We start from the raw sequence: 1,356 nt of genomic DNA, 5'->3' as shown, positions 1-1,356 counted from the left end.
GGCCGGGCGCACCGTCGCCCGCGGCGCTCGCCCGGAAGGTGGCTCCGCGGCCCGCTCCCGCGACCGATGTCCGGACGACGCGCGGTTCCGACCCGTCACAGTGGGGTCGGGTCGACGAGACGGGCGCGGTGTTCGTGCGCACCGGTGACGGTGAGCGCCAGGTGGGCTCCTGGCAGGCGGGGGCTCCCGAGGAGGGGCTGGCCCACTTCGGGCTCCGCTTCGACGACCTGGCGGCCGAGGTGTCCCTGCTGGAGACGCGTTTGGAATCGCACCCGCAGGACGCGCGCAAGACCCGGGCCTCCGCCGAGGCACTCGCCGAGCAGATCCCGACCGCCGCGGCCGTGGGCGACCTCGATTCGCTGGCGTCGCGTCTCACCGCGGTCATCGAGCGGTCCTCCGAGGTCGAGGCGACCGCGCGTCGGCGTAAGGACGAGCAGCGCGCGGCCGCGATCGCCCGGAAGGAGGCTCTCGCGTCCGAGGCCGAGGAGATCGGCGCGTCCTCGACCCAGTGGAAAGCGGCGGGCGATCGGCTCCGGAACATCCTCGAGGAGTGGAAGACGATCCGCGGGATCGACCGCAAGACGGACGACGCGCTGTGGAGGCGCTTCTCCAAGGCCCGGGAGGCGTTCAACCGCCGGCGCGGGTCCCACTTCGCCGAACTGGACCGCAACCGCGCATCGGTGAAGCGGGTCAAGGAGGATCTCGTCGAGCGCGCCGAGGCCTTGTCGGGGTCGACCGACTGGAACGACACCGCCACGGCGTTCCGCAAGCTCATGGACGAGTGGAAGGCCGCCGGCCGCGCGCCGCGCGAGGCGGATGACGCGCTGTGGAAGCGGTTCAAGGCCGCCCAGGACACCTTCTTCGACGCCCGGCACGCGGCGGCCGCCGAGCGCGATGCCGAGTTCGAGGCGAACGCCGAGGCCAAGGAGGCGCTGCTCGCCGAGTACGAGGGCCGGATCGACCCGGCCGCCGACCTGGCCGCCGCCCGGTCGACGTTGCGGGAGCTGCAGTCCCGGTGGGAGGAGATCGGCAAGGTCCCCCGCGACAGGATGGGGCGGCTCGAGGGTCGCATCCGGGCCCTGGAGAAGGCGGTCGCCGACGCGGCGGACACGGAGTGGCGTCGCACGGATCCGGAGGCCAAGGCGCGCGCCGGCCAGTTCTGGGACCGGGTCCGCGACTTCGAGGACCAGGCCGCCAAGGCGGACGCCGCGGGCAGGGGCGAGGACGCGGAGAGCGCCCGGGCGCAGGCCGCGCAGTGGCGTGAGTGGGCGGAGGCCGCGGAGAAGGCGGTCGACACCCGCTGACGCCTCCCCGGGAAGCGTTCGAGCCCGGCCGGTGAGGCCCGGCCGGGCTCGA

At 74.3% G+C, this 1,356-nt stretch carries 1 protein-coding gene; it reads left to right on the top strand.

All coding sequences use genetic code 11. The features are described 5' to 3' along the window. On the top strand, nucleotides 1-1,304 hold a 1,304-nt coding region (locus HMPREF3086_RS02585), incomplete at its 5' end, for a DUF349 domain-containing protein (protein WP_371441644.1). Nucleotides 1,305-1,356: the final 52 nt, after the last annotated feature.

It is taken from the genome of Dietzia sp. HMSC21D01 (assembly GCF_001815995.1).
GTDB classification, from domain to species: Bacteria; Actinomycetota; Actinomycetes; order Mycobacteriales; family Mycobacteriaceae; genus Dietzia; species Dietzia cinnamea.
The sequence above is the reverse complement of the archived record's forward strand: the minus strand, read 5'-3'. Positions and strand labels throughout refer to the sequence as shown.